This is a genomic window from bacterium (genome assembly GCA_012517375.1).
Classification (GTDB): Bacteria; Hydrothermota; Tepidihabitantia; order B3-TA06; family B3-TA06; genus JAAYVC01.
Map to the genome: position 1 here is coordinate 25,331 of JAAYVC010000028.1, position 22,188 is coordinate 47,518.

39 protein-coding genes are annotated in these 22,188 nt (G+C 47.0%); 35 read left to right on the forward strand and 4 right to left on the reverse strand.

What is annotated here, in order from left to right:
• Positions 1-33 precede the first annotated feature (33 nt).
• The 28 genes from GX441_03500 (at position 34) to GX441_03635 (ending at position 12,584) form a co-directional block, all read left to right on the forward strand.
• Entirely contained in the window at positions 34-954 is a 921-nt protein-coding gene (locus GX441_03500; GenBank protein NLI97709.1) for a hypothetical protein, read from the forward strand.
• The gene (locus GX441_03505) at positions 951-1,562 is read left to right on the forward strand and encodes a hypothetical protein (GenBank protein ID NLI97710.1); all 612 of its coding nucleotides are present in this window, start codon (positions 951-953) and stop codon (positions 1,560-1,562) included. The genes GX441_03500 and GX441_03505 overlap by 4 nt, the downstream gene beginning before the upstream one ends.
• Positions 1,563-1,925: 363 nt before the next feature.
• Positions 1,926-2,273 carry an STAS/SEC14 domain-containing protein gene (locus GX441_03510; protein ID NLI97711.1) on the forward strand — a complete coding sequence of 116 codons (348 nt, stop codon included), beginning with the start codon at positions 1,926-1,928 and terminating at the stop codon, positions 2,271-2,273.
• 6 nt (positions 2,274-2,279) lie between these two features.
• Positions 2,280-2,645, forward strand: a complete 366-nt coding sequence (locus GX441_03515) for an STAS/SEC14 domain-containing protein (GenBank protein NLI97712.1) — start codon at positions 2,280-2,282, stop codon at positions 2,643-2,645.
• A gap of 214 nt (positions 2,646-2,859) precedes the next feature.
• Positions 2,860-3,228, forward strand: coding sequence for a hypothetical protein (locus GX441_03520; protein ID NLI97713.1), 369 nt, complete (start codon positions 2,860-2,862; stop codon positions 3,226-3,228).
• Positions 3,229-3,353: 125 nt separating this feature from the next.
• The gene (locus GX441_03525; GenBank protein ID NLI97714.1) at positions 3,354-3,719 is read left to right on the forward strand and encodes a hypothetical protein; all 366 of its coding nucleotides are present in this window, start codon (positions 3,354-3,356) and stop codon (positions 3,717-3,719) included.
• Positions 3,720-3,811: 92 nt separating this feature from the next.
• Positions 3,812-4,195 (forward strand): hypothetical protein, encoded by a 384-nt coding sequence (locus GX441_03530; GenBank protein ID NLI97715.1) that lies wholly within the window; start codon positions 3,812-3,814, stop codon positions 4,193-4,195.
• Positions 4,195-4,554, forward strand: a complete 360-nt coding sequence (locus GX441_03535; GenBank protein NLI97716.1) for an STAS/SEC14 domain-containing protein — start codon at positions 4,195-4,197, stop codon at positions 4,552-4,554. The genes GX441_03530 and GX441_03535 overlap by 1 nt, the downstream gene beginning before the upstream one ends.
• Before the next feature lie 66 nt (positions 4,555-4,620).
• On the forward strand, positions 4,621-5,007 hold the full coding sequence (locus tag GX441_03540) for a hypothetical protein (protein NLI97717.1): 387 nt from the start codon (positions 4,621-4,623) through the stop codon (positions 5,005-5,007).
• The gene (locus GX441_03545; protein ID NLI97718.1) at positions 5,004-5,363 is read left to right on the forward strand and encodes an STAS/SEC14 domain-containing protein; all 360 of its coding nucleotides are present in this window, start codon (positions 5,004-5,006) and stop codon (positions 5,361-5,363) included. The genes GX441_03540 and GX441_03545 overlap by 4 nt, the downstream gene beginning before the upstream one ends.
• Positions 5,363-5,758 carry an STAS/SEC14 domain-containing protein gene (locus GX441_03550; GenBank protein ID NLI97719.1) on the forward strand — a complete coding sequence of 132 codons (396 nt, stop codon included), beginning with the start codon at positions 5,363-5,365 and terminating at the stop codon, positions 5,756-5,758. The genes GX441_03545 and GX441_03550 overlap by 1 nt, the downstream gene beginning before the upstream one ends.
• A 4-nt stretch (positions 5,759-5,762) precedes the next feature.
• Positions 5,763-6,140 carry an STAS/SEC14 domain-containing protein gene (locus GX441_03555; protein NLI97720.1) on the forward strand — a complete coding sequence of 126 codons (378 nt, stop codon included), beginning with the start codon at positions 5,763-5,765 and terminating at the stop codon, positions 6,138-6,140.
• Positions 6,141-6,144: 4 nt separating this feature from the next.
• Entirely contained in the window at positions 6,145-6,507 is a 363-nt protein-coding gene (locus GX441_03560; protein ID NLI97721.1) for an STAS/SEC14 domain-containing protein, read from the forward strand.
• Entirely contained in the window at positions 6,486-6,869 is a 384-nt protein-coding gene (locus GX441_03565) for an STAS/SEC14 domain-containing protein (GenBank protein ID NLI97722.1), read from the forward strand. Before GX441_03560 ends, GX441_03565 begins: the two co-directional genes overlap by 22 nt.
• A gap of 121 nt (positions 6,870-6,990) precedes the next feature.
• Complete coding sequence (locus GX441_03570) at positions 6,991-7,236, forward strand: hypothetical protein (GenBank protein NLI97723.1); 246 nt, start codon at positions 6,991-6,993, stop codon at positions 7,234-7,236.
• Positions 7,226-7,597: an STAS/SEC14 domain-containing protein gene (locus GX441_03575; GenBank protein NLI97724.1), complete on the forward strand. Its 372-nt coding sequence runs from the start codon at positions 7,226-7,228 to the stop codon at positions 7,595-7,597. The genes GX441_03570 and GX441_03575 overlap by 11 nt, the downstream gene beginning before the upstream one ends.
• Positions 7,594-7,956: an STAS/SEC14 domain-containing protein gene (locus GX441_03580; protein NLI97725.1), complete on the forward strand. Its 363-nt coding sequence runs from the start codon at positions 7,594-7,596 to the stop codon at positions 7,954-7,956. Before GX441_03575 ends, GX441_03580 begins: the two co-directional genes overlap by 4 nt.
• Positions 7,953-8,315, forward strand: a complete 363-nt coding sequence (locus tag GX441_03585) for an STAS/SEC14 domain-containing protein (protein ID NLI97726.1) — start codon at positions 7,953-7,955, stop codon at positions 8,313-8,315. The genes GX441_03580 and GX441_03585 overlap by 4 nt, the downstream gene beginning before the upstream one ends.
• The gene (locus tag GX441_03590) at positions 8,294-8,680 is read left to right on the forward strand and encodes an STAS/SEC14 domain-containing protein (protein NLI97727.1); all 387 of its coding nucleotides are present in this window, start codon (positions 8,294-8,296) and stop codon (positions 8,678-8,680) included. The genes GX441_03585 and GX441_03590 overlap by 22 nt, the downstream gene beginning before the upstream one ends.
• Positions 8,677-9,039, forward strand: coding sequence for an STAS/SEC14 domain-containing protein (locus tag GX441_03595; GenBank protein ID NLI97728.1), 363 nt, complete (start codon positions 8,677-8,679; stop codon positions 9,037-9,039). The genes GX441_03590 and GX441_03595 overlap by 4 nt, the downstream gene beginning before the upstream one ends.
• Entirely contained in the window at positions 9,036-9,401 is a 366-nt protein-coding gene (locus GX441_03600) for an STAS/SEC14 domain-containing protein (protein NLI97729.1), read from the forward strand. The genes GX441_03595 and GX441_03600 overlap by 4 nt, the downstream gene beginning before the upstream one ends.
• Positions 9,398-9,751, forward strand: a complete 354-nt coding sequence (locus tag GX441_03605; GenBank protein ID NLI97730.1) for an STAS/SEC14 domain-containing protein — start codon at positions 9,398-9,400, stop codon at positions 9,749-9,751. Before GX441_03600 ends, GX441_03605 begins: the two co-directional genes overlap by 4 nt.
• A 9-nt stretch (positions 9,752-9,760) precedes the next feature.
• Positions 9,761-10,120 (forward strand): hypothetical protein, encoded by a 360-nt coding sequence (locus tag GX441_03610; GenBank protein NLI97731.1) that lies wholly within the window; start codon positions 9,761-9,763, stop codon positions 10,118-10,120.
• A 12-nt stretch (positions 10,121-10,132) separates the two neighbouring features.
• Entirely contained in the window at positions 10,133-10,486 is a 354-nt protein-coding gene (locus GX441_03615) for an STAS/SEC14 domain-containing protein (protein ID NLI97732.1), read from the forward strand.
• Between the two features lie 12 nt (positions 10,487-10,498).
• A complete protein-coding gene (locus tag GX441_03620; GenBank protein NLI97733.1) occupies positions 10,499-10,849 on the forward strand; it encodes an STAS/SEC14 domain-containing protein in 351 nt (116 codons plus the stop codon).
• Between the two features lie 22 nt (positions 10,850-10,871).
• Entirely contained in the window at positions 10,872-11,525 is a 654-nt protein-coding gene (locus tag GX441_03625) for an STAS domain-containing protein (protein NLI97734.1), read from the forward strand.
• A 186-nt stretch (positions 11,526-11,711) separates the two neighbouring features.
• A complete protein-coding gene (locus tag GX441_03630; GenBank protein NLI97735.1) occupies positions 11,712-12,077 on the forward strand; it encodes an STAS/SEC14 domain-containing protein in 366 nt (121 codons plus the stop codon).
• Positions 12,078-12,194: 117 nt separating this feature from the next.
• Positions 12,195-12,584, forward strand: a complete 390-nt coding sequence (locus GX441_03635; GenBank protein ID NLI97736.1) for an STAS/SEC14 domain-containing protein — start codon at positions 12,195-12,197, stop codon at positions 12,582-12,584.
• 48 nt (positions 12,585-12,632) lie between these two features.
• On the opposite strand, the gene GX441_03640 is transcribed toward GX441_03635, so the two are convergent.
• Positions 12,633-13,205 carry a hypothetical protein gene (locus GX441_03640; GenBank protein ID NLI97737.1) on the reverse strand — a complete coding sequence of 191 codons (573 nt, stop codon included), beginning with the start codon at positions 13,203-13,205 and terminating at the stop codon, positions 12,633-12,635.
• A 306-nt stretch (positions 13,206-13,511) separates the two neighbouring features.
• Between GX441_03640 and GX441_03645 the strand changes: the two genes are divergently transcribed.
• Both GX441_03645 and GX441_03650 read left to right on the forward strand, forming a co-directional pair.
• Positions 13,512-14,405, forward strand: coding sequence for a hypothetical protein (locus GX441_03645; GenBank protein NLI97738.1), 894 nt, complete (start codon positions 13,512-13,514; stop codon positions 14,403-14,405).
• 321 nt (positions 14,406-14,726) lie between these two features.
• Positions 14,727-15,020: a GIY-YIG nuclease family protein gene (locus GX441_03650; GenBank protein ID NLI97739.1), complete on the forward strand. Its 294-nt coding sequence runs from the start codon at positions 14,727-14,729 to the stop codon at positions 15,018-15,020.
• A gap of 288 nt (positions 15,021-15,308) precedes the next feature.
• Here GX441_03650 and GX441_03655 read toward each other — a convergent pair whose 3' ends face one another.
• On the reverse strand, positions 15,309-15,521 hold the full coding sequence (locus tag GX441_03655) for a hypothetical protein (GenBank protein NLI97740.1): 213 nt from the start codon (positions 15,519-15,521) through the stop codon (positions 15,309-15,311).
• Between the two features lie 155 nt (positions 15,522-15,676).
• Here GX441_03655 and GX441_03660 point away from each other — a divergent pair, with 155 nt between their 5' ends.
• From GX441_03660 to hflX, 5 genes are read left to right on the forward strand one after another with little or no spacing between them, the layout of a single operon-like run.
• The gene (locus GX441_03660; protein ID NLI97741.1) at positions 15,677-18,067 is read left to right on the forward strand and encodes an AAA domain-containing protein; all 2,391 of its coding nucleotides are present in this window, start codon (positions 15,677-15,679) and stop codon (positions 18,065-18,067) included.
• Complete coding sequence (locus GX441_03665; GenBank protein NLI97742.1) at positions 18,064-19,017, forward strand: hypothetical protein; 954 nt, start codon at positions 18,064-18,066, stop codon at positions 19,015-19,017. Before GX441_03660 ends, GX441_03665 begins: the two co-directional genes overlap by 4 nt.
• Before the next feature lie 20 nt (positions 19,018-19,037).
• A complete protein-coding gene (gene rsmI, locus GX441_03670) occupies positions 19,038-19,700 on the forward strand; it encodes a 16S rRNA (cytidine(1402)-2'-O)-methyltransferase (GenBank protein NLI97743.1) in 663 nt (220 codons plus the stop codon).
• Positions 19,672-20,268: a CDP-alcohol phosphatidyltransferase family protein gene (locus GX441_03675; protein ID NLI97744.1), complete on the forward strand. Its 597-nt coding sequence runs from the start codon at positions 19,672-19,674 to the stop codon at positions 20,266-20,268. Before rsmI ends, GX441_03675 begins: the two co-directional genes overlap by 29 nt.
• Positions 20,240-21,553 carry a GTPase HflX gene (gene hflX / locus GX441_03680; GenBank protein ID NLI97745.1) on the forward strand — a complete coding sequence of 438 codons (1,314 nt, stop codon included), beginning with the start codon at positions 20,240-20,242 and terminating at the stop codon, positions 21,551-21,553. Before GX441_03675 ends, hflX begins: the two co-directional genes overlap by 29 nt.
• On the opposite strand, the gene GX441_03685 is transcribed toward hflX, so the two are convergent.
• Together GX441_03685 and GX441_03690 are read right to left on the reverse strand one after the other, a co-directional pair.
• The gene (locus GX441_03685) at positions 21,522-21,890 is read right to left on the reverse strand and encodes a TraR/DksA family transcriptional regulator (protein ID NLI97746.1); all 369 of its coding nucleotides are present in this window, start codon (positions 21,888-21,890) and stop codon (positions 21,522-21,524) included. The two genes, hflX and GX441_03685, sit on opposite strands and share 32 nt — an antisense overlap.
• A partial coding sequence (locus GX441_03690) for a hypothetical protein (GenBank protein ID NLI97747.1) occupies positions 21,883-22,188 on the reverse strand: 306 nt, incomplete at its 5' end. The genes GX441_03690 and GX441_03685, both read right to left, overlap by 8 nt.

Genomic DNA, 22,188 nt, shown 5'->3' on the forward strand with positions numbered 1-22,188 from the left:
GTTTGGAAAAATTGAAATCATGGAGGCAAAGTCATGAATAAAATTTACCTTGCTCTAGGGCTAGTATTCATCTCATCCATGTTAAATGCCGGAAAAGTAACACCGTGTGCGATGTATTCGCTTGAGGATACCCTTGTGACCCCGAATGCGGTTCCCGGTCGCGTTTCATCCAACGGTCTCTACTTCATCGGTGGCTTCTCGAACGAGAACGGTGAGGAGTTGCTGTATCTGTGGAAGCGTTCGACGCTCGATGCGGCGTGGTCGGAACCCATTCTCCTTAAGGGCGAGATCAATGAACTTACAGACTCATCCGGCAACATGCAGCCTACAATTTCGGACGACGGACTCGTAATCATCTTCGTGAGAAATCCGGGCTCCGGGTGGGAAGGAAACGACCTCTGGATAGCAACCAGGGCTTCGGTATATGAGGCTTTCGGCGACGTCCGTTCTCTCGATGAATTGAACACCGATGATGCAGAAGCGTATCCATGGCTTTCTGCGAACGGTTCAAGGGTCTATTATACTGCAAATGACATGATACTGGTCGCCGAGTATGATGCAAAGGCGAAGAAATTCGGAAACGTAAAAGAAGTCGTTCTCGATGGAATTGAGTCGCCCATCTCATGCTGGCTCTCCCCGGACGAAAAGACCATCCTCGTGACCGACGGATATTCGCTTTACCGCTCTGAACGTAAATCAACAACCAAGTCTTTCGGCAAACCCGAAGAGGTAGCGCTGGAATTTCCTGACAATGAAGACGGGTTCTTTTCATCACCGTCGCTCGATCCGAAGGGCGATTTGTACGTCTATATCTCGGTCCAGATGGCAAGTCAAGAGGAACCGGAGTATTACCAGGAAGAAGACTATGACGTTGAGTATGAGGAGTATCCTGAAAGCTATGAAACTGTTACCGTCCAGGCCATACTCCGTTTCTTGTGTCAAAGGGGCAAATGATGTTCGCAAAGATATTCAAATACTTCTGGCGCTGGATAGTGAAGCCAGGCACGGCGGCAGAAGACCAGCTTTACGACAAAAAGAATGCAGGCATCGGCTTCTGGGCGGTCTTCATCTTCGCCATACTTTATTCCGGAACCGCCTTGTTGCTCCATCTCACGGGATTCAGACCCGCATTCGCACCCATACTCCCTATTCCAAAAGAGACTTACTACTTCTGGCAGACTTTTTTTACGCTACCATGGGCAGTAGTCTCGTGGCTGTTTGCAGGTCTAATCATTTTCCTGTGGAACCGCATATTTACCCGTGAGGCAAAGCGCCGCATCTCCGATATACTTGGTCCATTGGGCATGGCTTTCGTTATTCCCTGGTTCTTCTTTACATGGCTGCCTGAAACCCTTCTTGCACCAATATTCGGTTCGTGGTACTTTCCACCCTGGCCAGCCTGGCTCGAGATCATCAGACTGACAATACCGGCTCTGTGGATGGCAGCGCTCATATACATCAGCGCAAGGAAGATTTTTGATGCTAAGTGGTTTCAATGCGTGGGTTCTGCCCTTCTTGGAACCGCCGCCTTCGGCCTTATGTTTATTCTTTTCATGAGATAACCGAATTCGCAAAATAGCTTCTATATCCAGTTTTCCACTTGACAGCGTTAATATTTATACTATTATTAGGTAATTGAGTTTGATATTACCGATGGTGTAATTCTGAGGAGCTAAAAATATGAGATACAGGTTGTGGTTGTGGGACGAGCGGCGTAATAATAAGAGACTCCCTAACAGAGGTGGAGATGCCTCGGTATCTCTAATACGGTTTTTTTCATTAAAAAAAGGAAGTTGTAATCCAGGAAAAAATCATGTTAGCCGTCATGAGTTTTGTCTTGATGAAAAAGTGAATCACGACGAAATACTCACCCCCAGAGGTCGGACATCTATAAAGAAAAACCCTGCAACGTTTGAAAGGAAAAGATGAACCACGAACTATTCTTTGATGAAGAAAATGACATGATAGTTTTGAGAGTAAGGGGCGATTTTGCAATGGACGACGCCGTCCGATGCTCCGAATTTATCGATAAGACCTTGAAGGAGAGAGGCTCCTTCAACGTTCTTGTGGATCTCTCGGAAGCTACGCCAAGTCTTGATAAGGAGGTGCGAACGATGCTCAAAAAACAGTCGCAAGAGGATGCAGTAAAAAAGTTTGCGATGGTAGTCACGCATCCTGCGCTGAGGATTATAGGCAAGATTGCGACTTCAAGCATGAGTAACTCAAAGATATTCAAGACCGAGGAGGAAGCTCTCCGCTGGCTGAAAGGATAAAATGATATGAAACCCATGATAGAACTAGATAAGCAACTCGGCGTAGTGAGAGCTAAAACTAAAGGATCATTCACGATGCAAGAACTCGATAAAAGCATGGAAGAACTCAAGAAGCTCTTTTTGAATATGGATAAGAAGCTTCTTCTTGCAGACGTCAGAGAAAACGACAGGGTAATGGCGACGAAAGAGGAGAGGGTAAGAATGCGGGAGCTGTCAAAAGATTTGACGTGGGACAAGGCTGCGGTAGTTGGAGCTGATACGCTTGTACGCATGTCGGCTAAGATCGTTCTGGCGGCGATAGGTCTGAGCAAGACAACCAGATTCTTCAAGACCGAGGATGAGGCGCTTCGCTGGCTGAAAGAGAAGCCGTGAATGAGATATGAAAGGGAATCTTAAGCTTGAAGGATAGTACGTGTTTCACGAAGCCTGCTGTTCTGAATTCTTTTCGACAGGTAGCGGATCTGAAATGAATATCCACGAACCGAAGGGGAGTGTGAGATTGCCGAATTCGATGAGCGCTTTGCGAGTCGATTGAGAAATAAAGGTACGGAATGCGCAGGAGTGCGGTTGAAAGAAGGAGAAAGAAATGAGATACAAGGTTTGGTACGATGCCGCGAATCATCTTGTAAGAGCTGAGGTTCTTGAGTCTTTAACCAAGGAAGACGCGGGAGACATGATGATGAAGATAGAAGCGGAGCTTTTAAAAAATGGTACCCGGCTCGGAATCATGGACCTTTCAAATGCCGGTAGCATTAAAAAAGTCAGCAAGGAAACGCGAGAAGTGTATAAGGAACATGCTAAGAGATTATCGTTGGACCGAGCGGCCGTTATCGTGGATTCTCCGGTACTCAGGATGATTGCAAGGGTTGCCCTTACTGCGCTCGGGCAATCGGGCACGGCGAAGTTCGTTAAATCTGAAACCGAGGCCCTTAAGTGGCTGAAATCGAAGAAATGACCGATAAATCGGATGAGTATCCTAGAGAATGGTTGCATCTCGTTGATAAGAAAGATAGAGATAAAGAAAGCGGCAATAAATAATCGTAAGCTTCCGGGACGGAAAGTCCCGATATGGAGAATGAAATGAAATACAAGGTATGGTTCGATAGTGAAAATCAGCTTGTGATGGCTAATGTTACGGCTGCGCTTGAAAAAGAGGAAGCGGAGGCATTGATGAACGGGATCAAGGAGATACTGAAAGAAAAAAAAGCAACCAAAGGGATTATGGATCTTTCAAACGCGGAGGCGTTTGAAAAGATAGGGAAGGAAGTGAGGGAGGTCTACAAGGAGTACGCAAGGAGTCTTGCGCTCGATTGCGCAGCAGTGATAGTCACCTCGCCGGTCATAAGAATGCTTGCAAGAGTCGTTCTCAGCTCACTGGGAATGACCATGACGGCAAAGTTCGTAAAATCATATGAAGAGGCCCTGGAATGGATAAAACGTCAATGATTATTGTGAACTTTCCAGGAAGCGTCTGCACTGAAAATCTCAAGTCATCGGGTGTGACTGCCGGATGTGAAGGATTTTAAAAAGGAAGCTGAATGGCATACGAAACATTTTACGATGAAAAGATAGGTATGGTAAGGCTGAATCTCAAAGGTCAGTGGGGTTCGGGCAGGGAATTTGCCGAGGCGGTCTCCATGATGAACAGCTTGCTTGATGAGCGGGAAAAACGCATCGTTATCTGTGATTTATCTCAAGGCTCCTTCCAATCCTACACGAAGGAGTTCCGCCAGTCGGTAGCCCGGACAGCAAAAAACGTGGAAATCGAAAAAGCCGCAATAACGGGCGCTTCGCCCGTGCTCAGGATGATGGCAAAGATGCTCTTGGCCGCTGCAAGAACCTTAAACCCGGAGCTTCCGGAGGTCAGGTTCTTTAATCTGGAGGAGGAGGCTTTGGAATGGCTTAAAGGAGAGGAGTCATAATGGAACACAAGACCTGCTTCAACGAAGACGCCAATGCGATGTGCGTGGATGTTATTGGCGAGTTCCAGTCGTCAGACGTGGACTGCACGTTCGAGATACTCGATAAACAGTTCGAGGGCAAGGATTACTACAGATTGCTCATAGACCTAAGCCAGTCGAACGGCAACCTGTCTGCCGAGGCGCGCAGGCTCCTGAGCGAGAAGCTCAAGGCGAAGCGCTCTGCAAGGATAGCCTTCGTCATCACGAGACCGACGAGCAGGATGATAGCGCGAGTGGTGGTTGCCCTGTCGAAGAGCTCGCATGAAAAAGATTTTTTCAAGGATAAAGCCAGGGCTCTTGCCTGGTTGAAGCAGGAATGATGAATCGAGCACTTATAACTTCAACCATGTGTTCGGAAAGCACTGAATGGTTGAAGGAGGTGTCGTATGAGCGACGCAGGTTCTTTTGAAGTCAGATACGACGAGAAGGCAGGAATCCTTCGCGTCGACATAATGCATCTTGACTCTGCCCAAGATGTTCATTCAATGTGGTCGGATATTAAAAAGACGCTGGAAGACAAGACAGAGCGCAAGATACTGGTCAACCTTTCCAGAAACAATCAGACCAGCATGAGCAGACAGGCTCGCAAGGCATTCAGCGAATACGAAGAATACCTTAAAACACTTGACAGGACAGCATTCGTCATTGAAAACCCTGTGGTCAGGATGCTCGTTAAAGCGACGCTTGCTGGTATAAGAGGAAGAAAGGACGAAGAGATATCGACCTTCAAGAAAGAGGAAGAAGCCCTTGGCTGGCTGAAAGGTGTGAAATGAAGCATGAAATCAGTTTCGACGAGAGAAACGACATCATAGTCATGAGGGTAAAAGGCGAATTCAACCTCCAGGATGCTATGGAAACTGTGGATAAGATGGATGAGCTTGGAAAAGACAAAAAAACTATCCTGGTGATGGCTGATATGAGAGAAGCAGCGCCCAAGCTCGACAAGGATGTTCGAAAGTTGATGCAGGATCTTTCGAAGCGAATGAAGATGCAGAAATTCGCTATGATAGTTACTAACCCTGCTATCAGGATAGTCGGTAAGATAGTGATTGCTACCATGAGAAACGCCCGAGGTTCAGCTTTTTTCAGAACTGAAGAGGAAGCCATTCACTGGTTGAAAGGAGATTAATGATGAGAGAAATAATTTCAGAAACCGGTCAGGTAAGACACAAGGTTTTTTTCGATGAGGAAAAAGGCGTCGCAGTGATTATCCATTACGACGTAATCTACGCGGATGATGCCCGGGAAATGATAGACGTGCTCGGGACCCTCCTTGAAGGCAAATCACCCAAATTGCTTCTGGACGATTCATCAAGAGTTTCCGCCTCCAGGATGGATAAAGAGACGCGAAGGATATTCATGGGTGCAGGGGAAAAAGTTGGATTGGACCGCGTAGCCGTGTTTGGGGCAGACTCCATGACAAGAATGATGTCGAAGATTATTTTTACCATTGCAGGCAAGATTGATTCCACGAAATACTTCAAAACCGAGGAAGAAGCATTATCGTGGTTGAAAGGAAAATAAAATAATGGATAAATTCATCGTTTCTTTTGACGATGAGAACGACATCCTTTATCTTAAGATACTGGGGTTGATGGACGACGAAGCACTGCGCGAACTGATTCCCCGCTATCAGAAACTGCTTGAGGGCAGAAAGCGCCGTTATGTTCTGGTTGATATGTCGGAAAGTCCGCAGTTCGGCGCTAGTATTATGACCAGAGAGATGAGGGACACATACAGGGAAATGATCAATTTAATGGAAGCCGATAAATCGGCAATATTCGGAGCAACACCTGCATTACGCATGGTCGCAAGGATTGCTATTGCCGTTACCGGAAAGTCAGAGATTGCGCATTTTTTTAAGACAAAGGAAGAAGCCCTGGCATGGCTGAAAGGAGAAAGATAAGAAAATGAAGCACGAGCTATACCTTGACAAAGAAAGCGGCATAATTTTTTTCAGGGCAAGGGGGATTTTCAATTACGAGGACGGTGTCGAAGCCGTCGAAAAGATGGAAAACCTTGTAAAAGGTCTTGAAGATGTCCGGGCCCTTATTGATACGAGAGAGATGCCTCCAAAACTCGAAAAGGATGTACGCAGGTTGATGCAGGACCTGCCGAAGAGATTCAGGATTTCGAGGATGGCAATGATTGTCACAAATCCGGCCCTGCGTATGATCAGTAAGATAGTGGTTGCCACGATGGGTAAAGACTTCAAGGCGGGTTTTTTCAAGACCGAAGAGGAATCGTTGGAATGGCTGAAGCAAGAAAAATGAACTACGAGATGTGGTTTGACGAAAAAAACGGCGTCCTGTACGTAAAGACGCTTGCCATGCTCGAAAGAGCCGATGTAGAAGATATTATCCCCGAAGTGGCGGAAATGTTAGCTGGCAAGGAGCACCGTTATATCCTCGGAGATCTTGCCCAAAACCCGTCCGGTCTTTTGACGAAGGACGCGCGCACGGCTTTTAAGGAAAATGCAGAAAATCTTCAAGTGGATAAGATAGCCATTATCGGAGCCAACCCTTCCATCCGCATGATTGCAAAGATTGCCTTGACCATAATGGGTAAATCCGATATCGCCAAATTCTTCAAGACCGAAGAGGAAGCCCTAGTCTGGCTCAAGGGAGCAAAGTGACACCCGAGTTCGGCTACGACGAGGTCAACAATATCGTGCGGATACGCTTCATCGGGGAGTTGAACGTCGAAAAATACGCCTCACTTAAGAATTTCATCAACTCCCTTCCCCGGAGAAAAGGATGAGCTATCTTGTGGACGTATCAAGGCTTGAGGGTTCTCTGCGGAGCGGGGAAACAAAAGACGCTGTCGCCGGCAAACCGGAACTCATTAAAGGAGGCCTTATCCCGATAACGGGCACTTCGGCAATAACCCGAATGCTCGCCAAGACCATTGCCGCGACAATGAGAAAACTCAAGGATACTGATTTTTTTAAATCCGAAGATGAAGCCGTCAAATGGCTTAAGGAGGAGCAAAATGATTCCTGATATGTGGTTCGACGAGAAAAACGAAGCGTTGCATCTCAGTTTTACCGAGGTCTGGGACGAGAATGACGTCCCCGAGTTGTTTAAGCGCATAAGGGCGCATTTTGAAGGCAGGAAAGAACGCAACATCGTAGGCGATTTGTCGCATGCTGCACCTCAATCGTACAGCAGACAAATGAGGAAGATGGTAGCCGAAGAGGCTACAGCGCTTAGCCTCGACAAGGTCGCCATCCTGGGCGCTAATAACGTTCTTCGCATGATGGCGAAGATACTTTTGGCAGTAATAGGCAATAAATGGTCAGCGGAGACGAAGTTCTTCGATAGCGAGGCCGATGCCTTGGCCTGGATAAAAGGAGATAAGTGAAACACAAACTTTACTACGACGAAGAAAACAAGGTACTGGTGCTCGAAATAGCGGGTGAGTATACGTACGAGGACGCAAAGGAAACGGTTCAGATTACCCGGGACTCCTACGAAGAAAAATCCCCATACCCTCTGCTTGTCGATTTAACAAATACATCAAACAATATCGGCAGGGATGCCAGAAAGTACCTTCAGGATGAAGTGGGAAGACTCGGTATTTCGAGAATGGCTCTTGTAGTTTCAAATCCTGTTATCCGTATGACGGCAAAGATACTTGCATCGGCTTCTGGCAAGACTAATGAAAGCGGATTCTTTAAGACAAGAGACGAAGCGCTAGCCTGGCTGAAAGGAGAGAAATGAAGCACAAGATAGCGTATGATGAGGAGGAAGGGATACTTCGGATTCAGTATATAGGCGAGATTATCCCTGATGAGTACAGACAGACCGCCGAAGAGGTGCTGAAGATGCCCGAAGAAAACCTCAAGCGCATACTGGTCGACATATCACAGACAGTCACCCCTATGTGGAATCGCGAGACCAGGGAGATGCTGGCTAAATCCACTCCCACTATCGAAGGATCAAGGGTGGCTGTAATAGGGGCATCGGCGGCCATAAGGATCATCTCAAAAGCTTTTGTTCATATAGGGAAAACGCAGTCTCAGACGCGCTTCTTCAAGACAGAGGAAGAAGCGGTCGCGTGGCTGAAGGGCGAAGGATGAAGCACGAGGTCTGGCTCGATGAGAAGGAGGGAGTTCTTTTCGTCCGCTACGTCGGCGACATAACTGTCGAGGATTACAGCGAGGTCAGCGACCGCGTCCTCGAGTTTACTCCCGAACAGAGAATGCTGACCTTCGTTGATATGTCCCAGGCGAAGGTTGCAAAACTTGACCGCAAGAGCCGTGCGGCGATTGACAAAAGGGTTCAATCCCTTCTGCATGATAATGCGAGAGCGGCCGTCCTTATCACCTCTCCGGTGATACGCATGATGACCAAGATATTTCTCGGCACTGTAAAGCAGAAGGTCGAGACGCGAATCTTCGCAGACCAGGAAGAAGCCCTTGTTTGGCTGAAAGGAGAGAAATGAAGCACAAGCTTTACTACGACGAAGAAAACAAGCTGGTAGTGTTGGAAGTGGAGGACGAATTCACGCTTGAAGAAGCGAAGGAAACCATGAAGCTGATGCGTGATTCCTTCGCCGACAAGGCGCCTTATTCGTTCCTGCTGGATTTGGAAAAATTATCTTCCGATCTCGACAGGGATACAAGAAGGCTGCTTCAGACCGAGGCTGGAAACGTGGGCATAGCGCGGATGGCAATGGTGGTTACGAGTCCGATGACGCGGATGACGGCGAAGATAGTTTCGTCGGTCATAGGCAAGAGAAACGAGACCGGATTCTTTAAGACAAGAGACGAAGCGCTCGCCTGGCTGAAAGGAGAGAAATGAACTACGAGATGCGGTTTGACGAGAAGCGAGGCGTACTGTACGTCAAAACCCTTGCCATGCTCGAAAAAGCCGATGTCGACGAGATTCTGCCTAAAGTGGCGGAGTGTTTTGAAGGCAAGGAACACCGATATATCCTCGGCGACCTTTCTCAAAACCCTTCCGGACTCCTCTCGAAGGATGCCCGCAACGCCTTCAAGGAGAACGCCAAATATCTCGATGTCGAAAAGATAGCCATTATCGGGGCCAACCCCTCCATCCGCATGATTGCAAAGATAGCGTTGACGATAATGGGGTCGTCCAATATCGCCAAATTCTTCAAGACCGAGGATGAAGCGCTAGCCTGGCTGAAAGAAGAGAAATGAATCAGCAAGTAAACCTCGATTCAAACAAAAATCTCATTGTACAACTCACAGGAGATCTGACTCCTGAGGATGTCGAATCTACCACTGAGAGGATGCTCGATCTGTTGAAAACAGTAAACAAGGTGCACGTTCTTATGGATGTCAGAGATCTGAAGAGAGTACCTCCCAAGGCGCGAGAGGCGATGGTGAAAAAGCCCTTGCCCGAGAGCGAAAAGATAGCAGTAGTCGGCGCAAGCGCAATGGTCAAAGTCATGGGAACTCTGGTATTGAAAGTAATGCCCAATGTAAAGGCGTCTCGGTTTTTTGAAAACGAAGCGGATGCTCTGATTTGGCTTAATGAAGAGGAATAGGGGCTGGCTGTGAACCACGAACTGACATTCGAGCCGCCGAACCTTCTGGTCATGAGGCTTAAGGGCGAATGGAAGCCGGAAGACGTTCTTTATTTGAACGACAGAGCGATGGAGCTTGCAGGCGATTTGAGAGAGGTTACGTTTTTACTGGACGGCACGGAACTGGAATCTATTCCGCCTAAAACAAGAGAGTATCTCGTAAAATACCGTACGCCTTTCACCTATCTTAAGATGGCTCTTTTAACAAAACATGCCAGGATGAAGGTGCTGGGTATGCTCATCCTCAAGATGCTGCCTGCTATAAAGAAGTCGAGATACTTTGAAGACGAAGCCCAGGCGCGCGCGTGGCTTGGCGAAGTAAAAGAATAAAAGGAGCGAACCGTGAAACAGGAGATGTCATTCGAGAAGCCTAATCTTCTCATTATGAGGGTGCGCGGCAAGTGGACTAGGGATGAGTTGTTCGAGATGAACGAACTTGCGATGAAGCTAGTCGGCGATCTTAGAGAAATCAATTATCTTGCAGACGTCTCCGAGCTCGCCGAAGTCCCGCCTGAAACAAGGGAGGCGCTCATCAAACACAGGATGCCGTTTACATACCTCAAGATGGCTTTCTTTGGAGCGTCGAAAAGACTCAAGGTCCTCGGCGGCTTGATACTCAAGATGCTGCCGACCGTGAAGAAATCCAAGTTCTTCGATACGGAGGAGCAGGCCCGGGCGTGGCTCCTAAATGAATAACAGGAGTAGATCATGAAAGAGATAATCACCTTTGAACCTCCCGATACCTTAGTTATATACTTACGCGTCAAACCGCCTGCTGAAGATATAAAAGATATGTTCGTAAAATGGGCTGAGTACATAAAACCCGAACAGAAGTGTAAAGTGATGGTAGACGCCTCAACCCTCGAAGATCTCCTGCCCAAGACTCGTGAAGCCTTGCGTGATGGAGGTGCCAAATTCCGTATTTCCAGATTGGCGGTTTTCGGCGCTTCAACAAAGATGCGCGTTATGGGCGGGTTAATAATCAAGATGCTGCCGTTTGTCGATCATTCGACGTTCGTGAAAACCGAAGAAGAAGCCCGCGAATGGCTGGCTAAATAAAAATTAGAAAGGAATAGCTGAAATGAGCCCGGGGAAAAAAATAGAGATACAAGCCGAAAGGGTCGAACGGATGATTGGAGTTCTTGCCGCCCTCACGACTGGCGACTACGAAGTGGCATTCGATGTAGACGAAAAAGCCGAGGATGAATTCACTCAGGTAGAGTACTCGATTAATTTCCTTATAGAGCAGCTTGCATACGAGCGAGGCGAAAACGAGCAAAAGCAGCAGGCTCTCGAAGAGCAGCTTGGTCTTGTTAAACAGCAGCAGCTTGCGATACTCGAGCTTTCCACGCCCAACATCAAGGTGTGGGATGGCGTGCTGGTTATTCCCATCATAGGCACGCTCGATACGAGGCGCTCCCAGCGCCTTACGGAAGAGCTGTTGACAAAACTCGGAACGACCCAGTCAAGGGTGGCGATAATAGACATCACGGGCGTACCCACCGTGGATTCAGCCGTAGCCAACCACATTCTTAAAACGGTCTCGGCGGTAGAACTCCTGGGCGCCAAGTGCGTTATAACAGGCATTCGTCCCGAAGTTGCGCAGACCATCGTTCACCTGGGCGTCGATCTTTCATCGGTGGAAACACTGTCCAATCTCGCTGAAGGCTTGAAATGGACGCTTGCTCATCTCAACCTGGAAATAAAAAACAAAAGCGCCAGGGATTCGAGATAACCGTACCAGTGGAGGATGGTCGCATTCCAGTCTCTTTTTATAGAGACGTGTAAGTTGTTTATTGTTTAAATAAAGCTATACGCTTATGGATAAGTTTATCTTAGCTTTTATAATACGAAGGGTTGTAATCAGAAAAAAAATAGCTATAATAACTATTGGATAAACGGATTTCTAAAGGAGAGCGTAATGATTCCTAAAACCTGGTTTGACGAAGAGAACAAGGTCTTAAGGATCAGGTTTTTTGAACAATGGACTGAGGATGATATCCCTGAGTTCTTTTCTCTAATAAATCGCTTGCTTGAAGGCAGGAAGAAGCGATACGTTCTGGTCGACTTGTCTGACGCGGCGCCGCAGCATTACAGCAAGGAATTCAGAAGGGTTTTTGCCGAAAATATGGGCTTGCTTAGTTTTCAAAAAGCGGCCGTTCTCGGCGCGAACCCTGCGCTTAGAATAATGGCAGGAGTGCTCCTTAATATAATGAAAGGAATTAAGATATTCGAGATCCGTTACTTCAGTAATACATTCGACGCCCTTGAATGGCTTAAAAAATAATCTCCTTTAATTCTTAAGACCCGCCCGTTGTTGACATCGTAGTATTACGGAGTATATTATTATATAGTATGGACCGTAGGGTCATTGGTTAATCGTTAATCTTCTCTGGAGTCAGGCATGAAACATGAAGTATGGTTCGATAAGGAACACAATGTCCTGCGGGAGAAGTTTCTAGGAGGATTCACCGAGGAAGATGTTCCCGAGTATCTTTCCCGGATGAGAGCGGTATACAACAAAAGCGGCGACCAGTGCCGCGTTATTGTCGATTTGTCCCAGGCTTCACAGCCTTTCTACAACAAAAGAACGCGCGAGCTCTTGATACAAGGCTCGGCAAAGCAGAGATACGTTGAGGAAAGAGTCGCGATGGTCAACGCCAAGCCCGACATAAGGATGCTCATAAAGGTTCTTGTCGCCGGAATGAAGCACAAGGGAAAGGATATAGAGGCGCGGTTCTTCGACTCCGAGGATGAGGCGCTCAACTGGTTAAATAATAATAACGGACACTAAACACCCGCAAAACGAATCTCCGCTGCAGCGGGAGAGGGTGTATTCTAGCTACTTTTCGCCCTGTAGAAGAAGTTCCTTGCCGATGTTGCGGAAGCCTGTCACTACGTATTCAAAAGCCGAAACCGATTTCTTGAACGCTTCGCTCGACTGAGCCGAGAGCGAGATAACCGCCACGTTCGTCCCTATCATAATGTATGCCGTGCGTTCGTAGTTCGGGTACGAGCTTTGTGCAGGCGCAAAGCCCCGCACTATCGCAATTAAACTGTCAGCGGTCATAAGGTTCTTCTCTTCGGTAATCGATACGCCGGGAAAGTCCTTCTTGAGCTTTTCGATATCGCCTGTAAGCCAGGCGTTTACGGATTTTCCCTCAAGAGGGAAAGCGTTTGCGTAAATTATCACGTCGGTGGTTGCAAGCTCGGTTCCCGCAGGATACATGACCGCGCGCGCGCCTATTGCCGTTGCAAGCTCGGTGTCGAATATCCATTCCTTGGGCGCGCCGAGCGCGAACGAGAAGCCGGGACCGAAGATGATTCCGCCCGCGCCCTCGCGTTCGTCCTTGTTCTGGGCAGAGACCAACGCGAAAGCGCCCGCTAAAGCGATTAACGCCAGCAATCTTTTCATGGGTTATGCTATGCCTGGGTCGCGCAAAGTCAATAGCTGCATGGGCGGCCGTGGCGTTTTCGGGATGGAGCCTTGATTAATACGATTGCTTCGTCCTCCCGAGGAGGCCTCGCAATGACGTTTTTTGATTTTGGGTAGTCATTGCGAGTTAGTCCCGGAGGGGCGTAGGCTGAACTAGCGCCGGAGGCGTATGAGTTCAGCAAGCCGCCTCTGGCGGCACGAAGCTAATCGCCTAAATCTATTGCAAGTCGCATTTAACCATAACTAAGGATTGACAAAAGGGGGGAGGAGGGATAAGATATAGGCATGGCTCGAAAAGGAAAAAAGGGGCTTCCAATCTGGGCACAGATAATTCTACCTCTGTTTACCGCGATTTTAGGGGTTGTGATTGGATGGTTGTTGGATATACCAACGAAAACTTTTCAAAAAAGGATTCAACAAGCAAATAACGATATGCAGAGGGCACAACTCATTATGGAAATAATAGACAAATCTGATTCACAATACTATCCCTTCCTCGATTCTCTTATTATGAAAATTGATGACACAGACACAAAAGTTGCATTGACTAGGTTTGTCGAAACCAGAAAAGAATTACCCACTCAAGTCAGGGAAAAAATTGAAACAAGTTCACAAAACAAAAAAAATGAAAAGTCACAAATTATACAAGCTGATACTGTAAAGAAGGGAATACAAAAACCTTTCGACTCGACGTGTGCAATAGTATATTTAAAGGGGGATTTGATTGCTAAAAAAAGTGCTGATAGTATTCAGTACTGTCTTTTAAATTGTAAAAGGGTCAGCCGTTACCGACACCATCCATTCAAGTATTACCCAATAAAGGATCTTGATACAATCTGGTTTGATGATTACCCCCTTCTTGCAAAAAATGCCTCTACTATAAAAAAGGAGATTCAAGTTTTCTACTGGTTTCCAGAGGATTCCTTTTTCTCGTGGTTTCCTTATTTTTATTTAAAGGAAAGCAGATTTGGAGCAAAATACAAAGAAGATCGCAACGGTTTAATAGTCAACGATGGATTAGGTGGTTACAAATGTCTCGGAGATTCTATTCTTTCGGATATTCAGGTTCCGTTAAGAGATCCTTGTGCAGAATCTCTTGGTAACTGTGCAATAATCATTCCACCATCCTCTTATACAGAGGCAGTTCGCGAAAGTCTTTTTTGGGAGAGGAACCGTTAAAGGCCTTCACCGCCCCCTCTAACGCTCCTCTGGAGCGTACCCCTCACATCAAGGAGGGGGACCCCACAGCATTCGTCATTGCGAGGAGTAACGCCGGAGGCGTTAGGACGTGGCTCCGAAGGGTGAGCGCAGAGAACCATCTCCCGGCAGAAAGTCAAAAAACACGGGTGATTGCCACATGTTCAGAAATAGTGCCAGGAGATCGCCACGGTCGCAGCTGCGGAAGCTCAGCCACCGCAGGTGGGTAGCTTCCGCCCATGCGGCTTCCAGCCGCTCCCTCGCGATGACTAAGAAAGAAAGTGGTGGCTAAAAGATAAGGCAATGCAATACTACGTCTACATCATGACCAATAACTACCGCAATGTTTTCTATACAGGAGTGACTAATAATCTTATCCGTAGAGTCTATGAACACAAGGAAAAACTCGTGGAAGGCTTCACTAAAAAATACAAACTCGATAGGCTCGTCTACTTTGAAATCTTTTCCGATCCGAAATCGGCGATTGAAAGAGAAAAGCAGATAAAGGCTGGGACGCGGCGAAGGAAGATAGAATTGGTGGAATTCGCTAACCCAACATGGCGGGATTTGTGGAATGAGGTCAGTGCAACAAAGTAGTTCCTCCGATTACGGAAGCGACTTCCGTGTATGCGGCTTCCAGCCGCTACCTCTAACTCATAATATTTTGCCGAAGCTACAGCTTCGACCCATGCCATCCCTGGTGGCTTGATCCCTCCGACCGGCCCTTCGGGTGTCGGCCACCTCCCTTAATAAAGGAGACAAGGCAATAGTCTGGTTCTATTATGATAGCAGAAGAAAGTTAATGGCCCCACTTATGAAGGGGGGTAGTCGAAGACCGGCGGGATCAGGAGTCTGAAGGATTTCTCCAAGCCTGATCGCAAACCATCAATCCTGACTAATCATCTCAGAAATTTTCTGCCCCGCAAACGAACTCTTGAAACAAGGCTTAGTTCCTTCAATATCGACTTCAATCGATCTGCCGAAGCTGTAGGCTTCGAGCCGAATGCATGCGCTACCAGCGCTACTTCGGCCAATGCCGCTTCCAGCGGCTATTTGTCCATCTTTTGACCAGCTTTTGACCATGATTCCTGACCGCATTCCTTTAATCCTGAGCGTATTGTCAGACTCAAACTGGACCGCGTTTTGTCAAACCTGACCTGGTTTTGTGTCAATAATTTTGCTAAAGGTAACACGAATAATCGCGATGAGTCATATTGACAAACGGCAATTAATGTGCTAAACTATTTACTAACATGAGATTAGATAAATTTACCCAAAGGGCGCAGGAAGCGCTGTCACTTGCCCAGGAGTCGCTGTCGCGATTCCAGCACACCGAGTTTGATACTCAACATCTTTTATATGGACTGCTTACGCAAGCAGAGGGCGTTGTCCCGCAGCTGTTTTCAGAAATGGGCATAGCCTCGGAGCATTTTATCGAGCGGCTTGAACGAGAGCTGGACAGGCTTCCAAAAGTGCTTGGGGCTGCGGGTGGTACCGAACAAGTATATCTCTCACCGCGACTTAAGCGTGTGCTGGACAGAGCTTCACAGGAGGCTTTGCGTCTGAAGGATGAATACATTGGTACCGAACATCTTTTTTTAGCACTTACTGAAGAAAGAGAAGGCTTATCGGCTAAGCTACTTTCCGACTTCGGCATAACTACCGAAAAAGTATACAAAGCCCTCCAGAAGATCAGGGGTAGTCAGCGAGTGGATTCCCCTGATGCTGAGAATCACTATCAGTCGCTGAAAAAATACACCCGTGATCTTACAGCGCTTGCGAAAGAAGGCAAGCTTGATCCGGTGATAGGCAGGGATGACGAAATAAGGCGCGTGATTGAGATTCTTTCGCGCCGTACAAAGAATAACCCTGCGCTTATCGGCGAACCAGGGGTTGGCAAAACAGCTATTGTGGAAGGTCTTGCACAAAAAATCGTCTCCGGCGACGTGCCTGAAGTTCTGCGAAACTCAAAGGTTCTTGCGCTTGATATGGGTCAGCTTGTTGCGGGAACAAAGTTCAGAGGTGAATTCGAAGAAAGACTCAAGGCTGTTCTTGCCGAATTGAAGCTTAACCGTGTAAACATCATTCTTTTTATAGACGAGATGCATACGATTGTCGGTGCAGGTGCAGCGGAAGGAGCGCTCGACGCTTCAAATCTTCTTAAGCCTGCTCTTTCCAGGGGCGAGATTCAGTGTGTTGGCGCCACTACCCTTAAGGAATATCGGGAGAATATAGAAAAAGACGGAGCTCTTGAGCGTCGTTTTCAACCTGTATATGTCGACGAACCGACAATAGAGGAGACCATAGAAATCCTCAAACGGCTCGCCGACCGGTACGAAGCTCATCACGGAGTTGCTATCTCCGAAGCGGCCCTTGAAGCGGCAGCGCGGCTTTCGGCACGATACATTACCGGTCGTCATCTTCCGGACAAGGCGATAGATTTGATAGATGAGACTGCCGCACATCTCAAACTCGAAAAGTTCTCGCTTCCTTCGGCAATTCGTGATAAGGAGCGCAGTCTTGCTGAGTTGACACGCGAGGGGCAGGAGGCTGTAAGAATTCAGGATTATGCTCGCGCTGCCAAGCTCAAGAAGGAGGCTGATAGGATACAGGAGGAATATATTCGGGAAAGAGACGCCTACTTCAAAGATAAGGGAATTGAGGATACACTTGAGGCGAAGCATATTGCAGAGACCATCTCTCGCTGGACAGGAATACCAGTAGCAAGCATGCTGGAGGGAGAAAGAGACAAGCTTTTAAATATGGAATCACGGATTCACGAACGCCTTATTAATCAAGATGAGGCAGTTAATCTGGTCTCCGACGCCGTAAGACGCGGAAGGTCAGGGCTAGCTGATCCCGATAAACCGACCGCTTCTTTTTTGTTCCTCGGGCCGACAGGAGTAGGTAAAACGGAGCTTGCCAGAAGTCTTGCGTGGTTTTTGTTTGACGACGAGGCAGCCCTTCTCAGAATTGATATGAGCGAGTATTCCGAGAAACACTCGGTCGCACGTTTCGTTGGGGCGCCTCCCGGGTACGTCGGCTACGAAGAAGGCGGGCAGTTGACTGAGGCCGTGCGTCGAAGGCCCTATCAGGTTATACTACTCGATGAGATAGAGAAGGCGCACCCCTCCGTATTCAATATCCTCCTTCAGCTCCTTGATGACGGTCGGCTTACCGACGGGCAAGGCCGGACTGTTGACTTCAAAAGCACGGTCGTAATAATGACCTCAAACATTGCGTCGCAAGAGATAATCGATTCAGGCGGGGCTCTAAGCAAGGAAGAACTTGATCATCATCTTTCCTCAAATTTCAGACCGGAATTTCTGAACAGGATAGACGAGGTCATTGTATTTAAACCTCTTTCTATTGAACACATGCGCCGGATAGTCGAACTCCAGCTTTCGCGGCTTTCTCAACGACTATTGGGACAAAATATAAGGATTGAGGTTGCAGATGAGGTTAAAGAACTTCTTTCAAGGGAAGGTTTCGATCCTCGTTTCGGGGCAAGGCCACTGAAGAGAGCGATTGAGAAACTGGTTGCAAATCCTCTTTCCAGGCTTATTATTAGTGAAACACAAGGCGCGGTTTACAAAATAGAATTGTCAGACGGAAAGCTTGTTTTTGAAAAAGAGGAGAAATGAAATTTCCTAAAGAGAAACTGATTCTCTTTTCGCTCCGAGCGGAGTTTGTTGACTTAGAAGGTGTATTGCATATCGCCAAGAGAGACAGAGCGTATAAGCGTTCCTTCTACATAACAATCGATTACCCGGATGCTTTCGATATTCTCCTGATACAGCGCGGAGAGCTTTCAAAAATCTTACGAACGGCAAACAACAGACCTACAGCAGAAGTCAGTCTTAAGGACGTTGAAGAGAAGATTAAACACACAGAGTCGTCCATAGTGAATATCGCATTTGTGGACGATCAGCTTTTGGCAATGATCTCATCAGGGCTTAAGGACGAACAGGTAGTGCGCGAAGTCGATGGAAAATCCGTTCCTCCTGCGAATCTTTTGAGGGATCTTTCCGTCCAGCATTTCTCGGGGATACTGGTAGTGACTCGACGGAGCGAAAAATCATATGCATTGATGAATGAAGGCGAGATTACTTTGGTTTACCTTGCCTCTGGCGGCAAGACCCGCGATGAATTCATCCGTTACGTTAATGAAGGAGCGGCAGAATTAACGATTAAAATGCTGCGTCAGATTCCTGAGGAAGCCGCGTATGCTACATCAGCACAAATTGAGCTTCTTATTACATCGGCAAACAGGGTTCTTGAAGAGTTTTCAGCGATTCTTGGCAGGAATATTGTTAAAAAGATTGCAGAGATTTCACTCAAGGGGATAGCGAAAGAATACGGCTTTTTTAACGAAGTCTCAATCTCAGATGAAGCTAAAATATCGGCGGAACCAAAAGTAGACACTGATACCCTTGTTAGGGGTTTTGCAGGATTCTTTAATATGCTGGCAGAGTCCCTTTCGACCATCTCCGGGGGTAGGCACATTACTGTTTTCCGCAAGGCGCTGCAAGATTACCGCTTTGCATTGAACAATCTCAAATTTTTCGAATTTATCAAAGAACAAATCTTTTGATCACACGCGGCAAATTATACGTGGTAAGCACACCTATAGGAAATCTCAAAGACATCAGCCTGAGGGCTATAGAGACTCTTAAATCCGTCAATGCCGTAATCTGCGAAGATACTCGCCATTCGATGGGTCTTATTGCGCACTACGACATTCACAAACCCTTGATTTCGTTCAATGACTTAAACAAGGAGTCAAGAACCCCGCAGCTTTTGGCTAGACTCAATCGCGGCGAAACTCTTGCATTAATCTCGGATGCAGGCACTCCTGGAATTTCAGATCCAGGTTTCTACCTTGTCAGAGCTGCGGTATCCCAGGGAATCCCTGTAACTCCTGTTCCGGGCGCTTCTGCAATGCTCTCTGCTCTTGTCGTTTCCGGTCTGCCTACAGATAGGTTTCTTTTCATAGGATTTCTGCCTAAACGCTCCGGCAGAAGGCAAAAAGAAATTAAATCATTCAAGGAAGAAAGAGGGACAATAATCATCTACGAAACCGCGAGAAGACTCTCTGAAACACTTATAGACCTTCTAACATGCCTTGGTCCAGAAAGAAAGATAGTCCTTGCCAGAGAGATGACAAAGATGTTTGAGGAAGTGACCAGGTTCGAGCTTGGCGAATTCGAGGATACAATCAAAGGGATTACGTTAAAAGGAGAATTTGTTGTCCTGGTATCAGGTAATACAAGATAAGGTATATAAGACTTTTCGCCGGCTTGTTTCACCTCTTGTTAATTTCTTTGCGAAAAGAGGAACACCCCCATGGGCTATATCCTTGATGGGTATGCTTTTGACTCTTCTCTCATTCATCCTCATGTACAGAGGATGGATGAGGGTAGCAGGAGGATTTGTGCTTTTTGCCGCTCTCTGGGATACTCTTGATGGAGAGGTTGCCCGCCTGCAGGGAAGCGAATCAAAAAAAGGCGCCTTTCTTGATTCAGTGCTGGATAGATTCTCGGAGTTTACAGTTTTCCTGGGGTTTTTTTTGTTTTTGAATCTCTCAAGACTGGATAAGGTGTTCCTTTTTGCACTCCTTTTTTCGAGTCTGGCGGTCAGTTACATTCGAGCAAGAGCTGAGGGCATTGGAATAGAATGCAAGGTCGGGATTTTCGACCGGCCGTTGAGAGTAACAATACTTGGAATTGCTCTTGTGATTATTCCCGATTACATGGAGTGGGTATTAAGGTTATTGCTTGTGGGCACATCATTTACAGCAGTTCACAGGTTTGTATATGTCCTTACGAGAAAAAAAGTTAGCTGAAAGGATTCTTCTTGTCGCCGTAGCAATGGGCAACCGCGAACGCTGGGAGGCAATAGATAATCTCGAAGAGCTTGCAGCTTTAACTGTTACGGCAGGCGGAGAGGTCATAGAGAAGATTCTGCAAATCAGAGACAAACCTGATTCGAGAACGTTCGTTGGCAAGGGAAAACTTCAATATATAAAAGCGATTGCAGTACAGCTCAAGATCGATCTTGTTATTTTTGATAATGCACTAACGCCCGTGCAGCTTCGCGTGATCGAGGAGGAACTCGGACGAAGGACAATAGACAGGACGGCGCTTATACTTGATATCTTTGCCCTTCACGCTCAAAGCGCTGAAGCGAAGACACAGGTCGAACTCGCTCAACTCGAATACAACTATACTAAACTGATAGGCTGGGGTCGCGAGATGTCCAGATTAGGAGGCAGGTCTGGAGCATTGGGAGGAAGAGCCGTAGGTATAGGCACTCGCGGTCCAGGAGAAACGAAGCTTGAGAGCGACAGAAGACGAATCAAGGAACGAATAACCCGCCTGAAACGCGAACTAATAAGCATAGAAAAAGAGCGAAGCGTTCAACGCAGACGCAGAAAGCGTCTGCTTAGAATAGCTATGGCAGGATATACAAATGCCGGGAAGTCTACCCTTCTTAACGCTCTTGCTGGAGATTCGACTCCAGTATCCTCTATGCTTTTTTCAACGCTTGATTCGGCGACACGCTCCTTCGAGTTGCTGGAAAACGTGCATGTTGTTCTTACTGATACCGTAGGCTTCATTAAAAACCTTCCAGCGCAGCTTGTTGCGAGCTTCAGGGCGACTTTGAGTGAGATTGCCGAGGCCGATATCATACTGCACGTGGTAGATGCAAGCGATCGCAAGATGACAGAAAAGATTGATGTTGTTGAACAGCACCTTGAGGAGTTGGGAGCTACTTATGCACTTAAAATAATGGTATTCAATAAAAGTGATTTGTTTTTTGACGAACAGGTAAAAGAAAAATATTCGAGGAAGTACGAGAATTCGGTTTTCGTTTCTGCTCTTAAAAAAGAAGGGTTAGACATTTTAAAAGAAAGAATTAAGGAGTTGTCTGCTGGGGTTTTTCTTGAAGTAAAGGTAACTATCCCGCATTCGTTACCGCAATGGGAAAACAGATTCTATGAAGCGGGAGATGTCGTAAAGAGGTTGGAAATGGAAGATAGCGTGACCTTGATCGTAAGGGGTTACCGCTCTCTCTTATCTTCTTTGGAGAAGGAATTCAGCTGCTTTCTACGAGACGCTGGCACTTGATGCAGTGCATAGCGTAGGGTAGATAATCCAGTCTGTCCTTTTCTATTTTTTCTCCGCATCTTGTGCATACACCGAATGTGCCGTCGTGAATGCGCTTCAGAGCAAGGTCGATTGCTTTAAGTATCTGCGTTTGTTCCGAAGTCAAGCTAGCTTTTAATTCTCTTCTGTACGTCTCGCCGGACTGATCTGCCATGTGAAAAGCAAAACTCGAAAGATCTCCTGAAGCTTCCTTTGCCAATTCTTCCAGGGCTTTTTCTTCTACTCCTATTTCTCTTAAGAGTCTTATCTTTTCCTCGAGAAGTCTTCGGGCGAATTTTTGAAGATCACGTTTATTCATCTGTTACCGCCTCGTAGCATTTATCGCACAACCCCGGATGATCAGGGTGCGTTCCTGTGGTTTCAGACCAAAGCCAGCAGCGCACGCACTTGCTTCCAGAAGGTTTTTCTGCAACAATAGCAAGCTCCGCGCTCTTGGCATCGGAAGCAATCTTATTCCACTCCTCAAGGATTACCTCCGAAACGATAAATAATTCTGCCAGTTGATTTGAATATTTTTTTAACAAATCATTCTGCTGCGGACTCTTTGAAGCAATGCGGATGCAGGCGTCGATGGATGCCCGCAACCTGCCTGCTGA

Bases quoted from the DNA above. Each gene is read 5' to 3' on its own strand.
- GX441_03575 (NLI97724.1), top strand. From the start codon at position 7,226: ATGATTCCTGATATGTGGTTCGACGAGAAAAACGAAGCGTTGCATCTC.
- GX441_03525 (NLI97714.1), top strand. From the start codon at position 3,354: ATGAAATACAAGGTATGGTTCGATAGTGAAAATCAGCTTGTGATGGCT.
- GX441_03640 (NLI97737.1), bottom strand. From the start codon at position 13,205: ATGAAAAGATTGCTGGCGTTAATCGCTTTAGCGGGCGCTTTCGCGTTG.
- GX441_03560 (NLI97721.1), top strand. From the start codon at position 6,145: ATGAAGCACGAGCTATACCTTGACAAAGAAAGCGGCATAATTTTTTTC.
- GX441_03535 (NLI97716.1), top strand. From the start codon at position 4,195: ATGGAACACAAGACCTGCTTCAACGAAGACGCCAATGCGATGTGCGTG.
- GX441_03595 (NLI97728.1), top strand. From the start codon at position 8,677: ATGAAGCACAAGCTTTACTACGACGAAGAAAACAAGCTGGTAGTGTTG.
- GX441_03545 (NLI97718.1), top strand. From the start codon at position 5,004: ATGAAGCATGAAATCAGTTTCGACGAGAGAAACGACATCATAGTCATG.
- GX441_03685 (NLI97746.1), bottom strand. From the start codon at position 21,890: ATGAATAAACGTGATCTTCAAAAATTCGCCCGAAGACTTCTCGAGGAA.
- GX441_03505 (NLI97710.1), top strand. From the start codon at position 951: ATGATGTTCGCAAAGATATTCAAATACTTCTGGCGCTGGATAGTGAAG.
- GX441_03630 (NLI97735.1), top strand. From the start codon at position 11,712: ATGATTCCTAAAACCTGGTTTGACGAAGAGAACAAGGTCTTAAGGATC.
- GX441_03510 (NLI97711.1), top strand. From the start codon at position 1,926: ATGAACCACGAACTATTCTTTGATGAAGAAAATGACATGATAGTTTTG.
- GX441_03530 (NLI97715.1), top strand. From the start codon at position 3,812: ATGGCATACGAAACATTTTACGATGAAAAGATAGGTATGGTAAGGCTG.
- GX441_03570 (NLI97723.1), top strand. From the start codon at position 6,991: ATGAGCTATCTTGTGGACGTATCAAGGCTTGAGGGTTCTCTGCGGAGC.
- GX441_03660 (NLI97741.1), top strand. From the start codon at position 15,677: ATGAGATTAGATAAATTTACCCAAAGGGCGCAGGAAGCGCTGTCACTT.
- GX441_03665 (NLI97742.1), top strand. From the start codon at position 18,064: ATGAAATTTCCTAAAGAGAAACTGATTCTCTTTTCGCTCCGAGCGGAG.
- GX441_03645 (NLI97738.1), top strand. From the start codon at position 13,512: ATGGCTCGAAAAGGAAAAAAGGGGCTTCCAATCTGGGCACAGATAATT.
- GX441_03650 (NLI97739.1), top strand. From the start codon at position 14,727: ATGCAATACTACGTCTACATCATGACCAATAACTACCGCAATGTTTTC.
- GX441_03655 (NLI97740.1), bottom strand. From the start codon at position 15,521: ATGCGGTCAGGAATCATGGTCAAAAGCTGGTCAAAAGATGGACAAATA.
- GX441_03605 (NLI97730.1), top strand. From the start codon at position 9,398: ATGAATCAGCAAGTAAACCTCGATTCAAACAAAAATCTCATTGTACAA.
- GX441_03500 (NLI97709.1), top strand. From the start codon at position 34: ATGAATAAAATTTACCTTGCTCTAGGGCTAGTATTCATCTCATCCATG.
- GX441_03620 (NLI97733.1), top strand. From the start codon at position 10,499: ATGAAAGAGATAATCACCTTTGAACCTCCCGATACCTTAGTTATATAC.
- GX441_03635 (NLI97736.1), top strand. From the start codon at position 12,195: ATGAAACATGAAGTATGGTTCGATAAGGAACACAATGTCCTGCGGGAG.
- GX441_03550 (NLI97719.1), top strand. From the start codon at position 5,363: ATGATGAGAGAAATAATTTCAGAAACCGGTCAGGTAAGACACAAGGTT.
- GX441_03565 (NLI97722.1), top strand. From the start codon at position 6,486: ATGGCTGAAGCAAGAAAAATGAACTACGAGATGTGGTTTGACGAAAAA.
- GX441_03585 (NLI97726.1), top strand. From the start codon at position 7,953: ATGAAGCACAAGATAGCGTATGATGAGGAGGAAGGGATACTTCGGATT.
- GX441_03625 (NLI97734.1), top strand. From the start codon at position 10,872: ATGAGCCCGGGGAAAAAAATAGAGATACAAGCCGAAAGGGTCGAACGG.
- GX441_03515 (NLI97712.1), top strand. From the start codon at position 2,280: ATGAAACCCATGATAGAACTAGATAAGCAACTCGGCGTAGTGAGAGCT.
- hflX (NLI97745.1), top strand. From the start codon at position 20,240: ATGTCCTTACGAGAAAAAAAGTTAGCTGAAAGGATTCTTCTTGTCGCC.
- GX441_03600 (NLI97729.1), top strand. From the start codon at position 9,036: ATGAACTACGAGATGCGGTTTGACGAGAAGCGAGGCGTACTGTACGTC.
- GX441_03555 (NLI97720.1), top strand. From the start codon at position 5,763: ATGGATAAATTCATCGTTTCTTTTGACGATGAGAACGACATCCTTTAT.
- GX441_03540 (NLI97717.1), top strand. From the start codon at position 4,621: ATGAGCGACGCAGGTTCTTTTGAAGTCAGATACGACGAGAAGGCAGGA.
- GX441_03520 (NLI97713.1), top strand. From the start codon at position 2,860: ATGAGATACAAGGTTTGGTACGATGCCGCGAATCATCTTGTAAGAGCT.